We start from the raw sequence: 4,498 nt of genomic DNA on the forward strand, positions 1-4,498 counted from the left end.
GCACTGTCAGCAGTGCGTGGAGCCGCAGCTTCTGCGACCCGCGTAGACGCTGACCGGCCAGGCGACCACCTCCCCGCATGACGCCAAACCAGGAAGTCCTGCGACTCGTGTTGGGGGCACTTTCGATCATTTTCACAGTTGCTCCAGGGGAGTTTCTAACAAGGAGAAAGCGCCTCAGTGCAGGTGGCCAGCCCGTTGATCTTCGCGACTCCGCCCGTTAGCGCGCGGAAGGCGCGCAGGGATGTTTCCGGATTCCGGCGGAGCGTGGCGGCACCACACGTTGAAACGTGTACGCCGATCAATGAGCCGACGAAGCGCGGAAGCTCCGCCGGACAACAAATCTGAGTAGGACAGCTCAAAATACTCATCCGCCCACAGTAAGCCGGTCAGATTCGCATGACCCGAGTAGTCTGTACTCGCTTTTTTATTACTGACCTCGGTCTTCGAACCGTGAGCTAAGCCGACTGCCAGGGCACGATGCGCTATCGGCTAGCCCGCTGACACATCGATCAGCACCTTGCCGACGATGCCCTCTTCCACCGCCGCGTGGGCCGCGGCCGTGTCAACCAGGTCAAAGCGATGCAGCGGCAGGCCTGCGGCTTCTCCCACCGGGAGGGCGCCGTCGGCGATGGCCGCATTGATGTCCTCGGCGGCGGCTTTCACCGCCGCCATGCCGACGGTGTAGAGCAGCACGAACTGGTAGCGGACGTTGAGGCTAAAATGCCTTCGCACGTCCAGGGTCACCAGGTCGCCGCCGTTGTTGGCATACACGGCGATGGAGCCGCGGTTGCGGATCACTGCCAGGTCGAGTTCCGCGTTCTGCGCGGGTGCGACCTCTACGATCTGGTCGACGCCGTTGGGAGCGATCCGGCGGATCTCCGCGGCCGCGTCGGTTTCCCGGTAATTGATGATGTGATCGGCGCCGGCGGCCGTGACCAGCGCAGCCTTCGCTGGTCCGCTCACGGTCGTGACCACAACGGCTCCGGCCCACTTGGCGAGCTGGATCGCCGCGTGACCCACGGCGCCGGCTCCTCCCGCGACGAGAACCACTTTGCCATCCAAAGCTCCCGGGTGCAGCCGCTGCGGGCCGTCCTCGGCGATGGTCAGGGCACGATGGGCGGTAACCGCGGGAACGCCCAGGCTTGCGCCGAGGTCGAACCCTGCGTTCTCCGGCAGCGGGAAGACCCGCTCGGCCGGCAGGACGGCGAACTCCTGGGCTGTCCCGCCGTCGGCGCGCTGGTAGGCGGCCAGGGCCGGCCAAACCCTGTCACCGACGTGGAAACCCTCGACGCCGGATCCGACGGCATCCACCACTCCGGCGCCGTCCTGGTTGGGTACGACCTCCGCGAAAGGCAAGGACTCGCCCGGCTTGGCGCCCCGCCGCGACTTCCAGTCAGTGGGGTTCACCGCGGACACCACGATCCGCACGCGCACCTCCCCGGGCCCCGGGTCGCGGATGCCACGGTCGATGAGCTCCAGGACAGACGGACCACCGGTGGCACGGTACACGATAGCTTTCATACTCAGACCTAACGCCGGACCGGACCGAAAATTCCCGCCGCGTGCACCCGGCTCCCGATGGCATGACCAGTATCAGCTATCCGCCGCGCTGAGCTTAGGATCTGCTCCCGGTGCGCGCGACCCGGTACGGTTCACACACCCATCGAGTGGGTGGTTAGGCTGGGTGGATGGCGACAGTTATTCTCGTGCGGCACGGCCGCACCACAGCCAATGCAACCGGACTGCTGGCTGGCCGGGCCGTCGGCGTCAGCCTGGACCAGATCGGGCGCGACCAGGCGGCTCTGACCGGAGACCGCCTCGCGGCAGTGCCCCTGGTCGGGGTGGTGTCGAGCCCTCTTGAGCGTTGTCAGCAGACCGCCCAGCTCATTCTCGATCGCCAGGTCGGCATGCCGTACGCGCCGGTCGATCCCGATCTCACCGAGTGCGATTACGGCCGGTGGCAGGGCCGCACGTTGAGTGATCTCGCGACCGAGGATTTGTGGCCGGTTGTGCAGTCCCAACCATCCGCCGTCGTCTTTCCCGGAGGGGAATCCATGGCCGCGATGCAGGCCCGGTCGGTGGCAGCGATTCGACGCCACGATGCAGCCTTCGAAGCCGAGTACGGGCCAGGGGCCGTGTGGGTGGCGGTGAGTCACGGTGACATCATCAAGTCAATCCTCGCCGACGCGCTGGGCATGCACCTTGACCTGTTCCAGCGTATTAACGTGGGCCCCGCCTCAGTATCGATCGTGCGCTACGGCGCGAGCCGGCCGAGCGTCTACGCAACCAACACCGACGCGGGTGATCTGTCGTGGCTGTCGAACGTCATCCATTCTGACGATGCGCCGGTGGGCGGCGGTGCAGGGAAAAAGGCGCCATGAGTCTCTTGTGCCTAAAATACTGACATGCCTACACGTGTTCACGAGTTTGCCTGGCCTGATCGGGTCGTTGTCGGAACCATTGGCCTTCCGGGGGCGCGTACGTTCTACCTGCAGGTGCGCGCAGGGACGCAGATCGTGAGTATTGCCCTGGAGAAGCAGCAGTCGGCTCTGCTCGCGGACAAGATCGACGAAATGCTCGACCAGCTCCTCACCGTCGAGGGCAACCCCCATAGCGTTCCCACCAGTACCCCCGTTGAATTGGTTGACAATGACCAGCTCGAGGCCGTTCAGGAACAATTTCGCACCGGTGCCATGAGTTTAGGTTGGGACCCGACGACGGCGCAGGTCGTGATAGAGGCCTACCCGATCACCGATGTCGACGCTGATGGCAACACCGAATCGCTTGATCTGGACGACGCTGACGTGCCCGAAATGCTGCTGGTGCGGATGCCGGTTGGCTCCGCCCGCGCATTCGCTCAGCGCACGCGTGAGGTAGTGGGCGCCGGGCGTCCCGCGTGCCCGCTCTGCGGTTACCCCGTAGACGCCGACGGGCACGTCTGCACGCTGCCTGAGGTCTGATGCCGGCGCCTGACCTGTTGACGGCCGAGCTGACGCTCACTGGGCGCATAACGACGGCATCGAACGCCACCTTCCTGGGCGGCATCGGGGACACGAAAGTCGTCTATAAACCGATAGCCGGGGAGAAACCGCTATGGGATTTTCCCGATGGCTTCCTAGCCCACCGGGAGGTTGCCGCCTACCTGGTCTCAGAGGCCCTCGGCTGGAATGTGGTGCCGCCTACCTGGCTGCGCGATGGTCCGTTCGGTGAAGGGATGGTGCAGCTGTGGCAGGAGACCCCGACCAGAACGCGGTGGATCTCGTTGTGTCGGATGACGTACCCGAGATCGGCTGGAAACACGTCCTCGAGGGCCAGGATGAGAATGGACGGGTGGTCGCCCTCATACACGAGGACTCTCCGGCGCTCAGACGCATGGCCGTGTTCGACGTCGTCGTGAACAACGCGGACCGTAAAGGCGATCACATCCTGTCCATCACGGACGGACGCCGGCACGGCGTGGACCACGGGCTCACCTTTCACGGTGACCACAAGCTGCGCACGGTGCTGTGGGGATGGCTGGGAGACGCACTGACATCCGAGGAATGCGACGGCATCGATCGTGTCAGCGAAGGACTGCACGGTGGGCTGGGCCGAAACCTGGCGGACTTGCTCAGCACCGAAGAAATCGCATCGCTCGCCGCGCGCTGCGCCCGGTTGCGCTTGGCAGGGCGGTTTCCGGCTCCAAGCGGTGAAATGCCGGCGGTCCCCTGGCCCCTGTTCTAAGCGGATGACGGCTACCGGCTCGCAGGCTGTGTCACACCTCGACGCGGACGGGCAGCTCGTCGTCCCCCCGAAGAAGGGCGCGGAGCAGCCGCCGCTCCTCCCGCCTGAGCGACATGAGCGCGTGGCCGCGCCGGAGTATCAGGCCACCGTCCGGGGTGGCGTACCGCTTCTGCAGATCTCCCAACTCCTCGGCCCGCAACAGCGCGACCGTGCTACCCGCAGCCGAGTCGACCACGCGGACCAGCGATGAGGGCCCCGTCAGATCGGTCGCAACGACGCGCCGCTCGCTCTCGTCGAGGATTGTCTTCTGCGCCCCGCGTGTCACAACCAGTGGACGGGACGGCCCGTCCAGCAGTCCGGTCAGCACGTCCGCCGCAGCGTCAGGGCGTCCGGTTCTCCGCGCCGCCGCCTGCATCCGCTGCAGGCGGCCCGGCTCCCGCAGCACCTCGTCGATCTTCCAGCCGATCGTCGCGGGGGTGTTGCAGCGGACCGCCGCCCCCTGTTCCAGCAGGTAATCGCCGTTGCGGTCCTCCTGCCCCGGTATGGGGTTCACAAGCACCATGGGCAGCCCTACAGCCATGCATTCCGACGCCGACAGCCCGCCCGGCTTGCCCACAAACAGGTCGGCGCGGCGGAGCAGCTGCGGCATCTCCGCCGTGAAGCCGAGCACGCGGTAGCGGTCGCCAGCGGGCGCCACCAACTGCTCGATACGCTGCCGCAGCGCATCGTTGCGTCCGCACAGGACGGTGGCCGTGAAGGACGAGCGCATGTGCAG

Annotated in this window: 4 protein-coding genes and 1 pseudogene; 3 read left to right on the forward strand and 2 right to left on the reverse strand. The window is 66.0% G+C overall.

Annotated features, from left to right (window positions below; all coding sequences use genetic code 11):
* Positions 1 to 489: 489 nt before the first annotated feature.
* Positions 490 to 1,521, reverse strand: coding sequence for an NADPH:quinone reductase (locus DBR22_RS16315; RefSeq protein WP_108599886.1), 1,032 nt, complete (start codon positions 1,519 to 1,521; stop codon positions 490 to 492).
* A 167-nt stretch (positions 1,522 to 1,688) separates the two neighbouring features.
* Between DBR22_RS16315 and DBR22_RS16320 the strand changes: the two genes are divergently transcribed.
* The 3 genes and pseudogenes from DBR22_RS16320 to DBR22_RS16330 all read left to right on the forward strand — a co-directional run bounded on the left by DBR22_RS16320 (position 1,689) and on the right by DBR22_RS16330 (position 3,723).
* Entirely contained in the window at positions 1,689 to 2,381 is a 693-nt protein-coding gene (locus DBR22_RS16320; protein ID WP_108599887.1) for a histidine phosphatase family protein, read from the forward strand.
* 24 nt (positions 2,382 to 2,405) lie between these two features.
* Positions 2,406 to 2,960, forward strand: a complete 555-nt coding sequence (locus DBR22_RS16325; protein ID WP_108599888.1) for a DUF3090 domain-containing protein — start codon at positions 2,406 to 2,408, stop codon at positions 2,958 to 2,960.
* Positions 2,960 to 3,723, forward strand: a pseudogene (locus tag DBR22_RS16330) (SCO1664 family protein). The gene DBR22_RS16325 and the pseudogene DBR22_RS16330 overlap by 1 nt, the downstream one beginning before the upstream one ends.
* A gap of 31 nt (positions 3,724 to 3,754) precedes the next feature.
* Here DBR22_RS16330 and DBR22_RS16335 read toward each other — a convergent pair.
* Positions 3,755 to 4,498 (reverse strand): glycosyltransferase (locus DBR22_RS16335; protein WP_146187531.1); only part of this gene is annotated, 744 nt, incomplete at its 5' end.

This window comes from Arthrobacter sp. HMWF013, assembly GCF_003061105.1.
Taxonomy (GTDB): domain Bacteria; phylum Actinomycetota; class Actinomycetes; order Actinomycetales; family Micrococcaceae; genus Arthrobacter.

Excerpts from the sequence above, each read along its gene's own strand:
- DBR22_RS16315 (WP_108599886.1), bottom strand. The coding sequence starts at position 1,521 with ATGAAAGCTATCGTGTACCGTGCCACCGGTGGTCCGTCTGTCCTGGAG.
- DBR22_RS16320 (WP_108599887.1), top strand. The coding sequence starts at position 1,689 with ATGGCGACAGTTATTCTCGTGCGGCACGGCCGCACCACAGCCAATGCA.
- DBR22_RS16325 (WP_108599888.1), top strand. The coding sequence starts at position 2,406 with ATGCCTACACGTGTTCACGAGTTTGCCTGGCCTGATCGGGTCGTTGTC.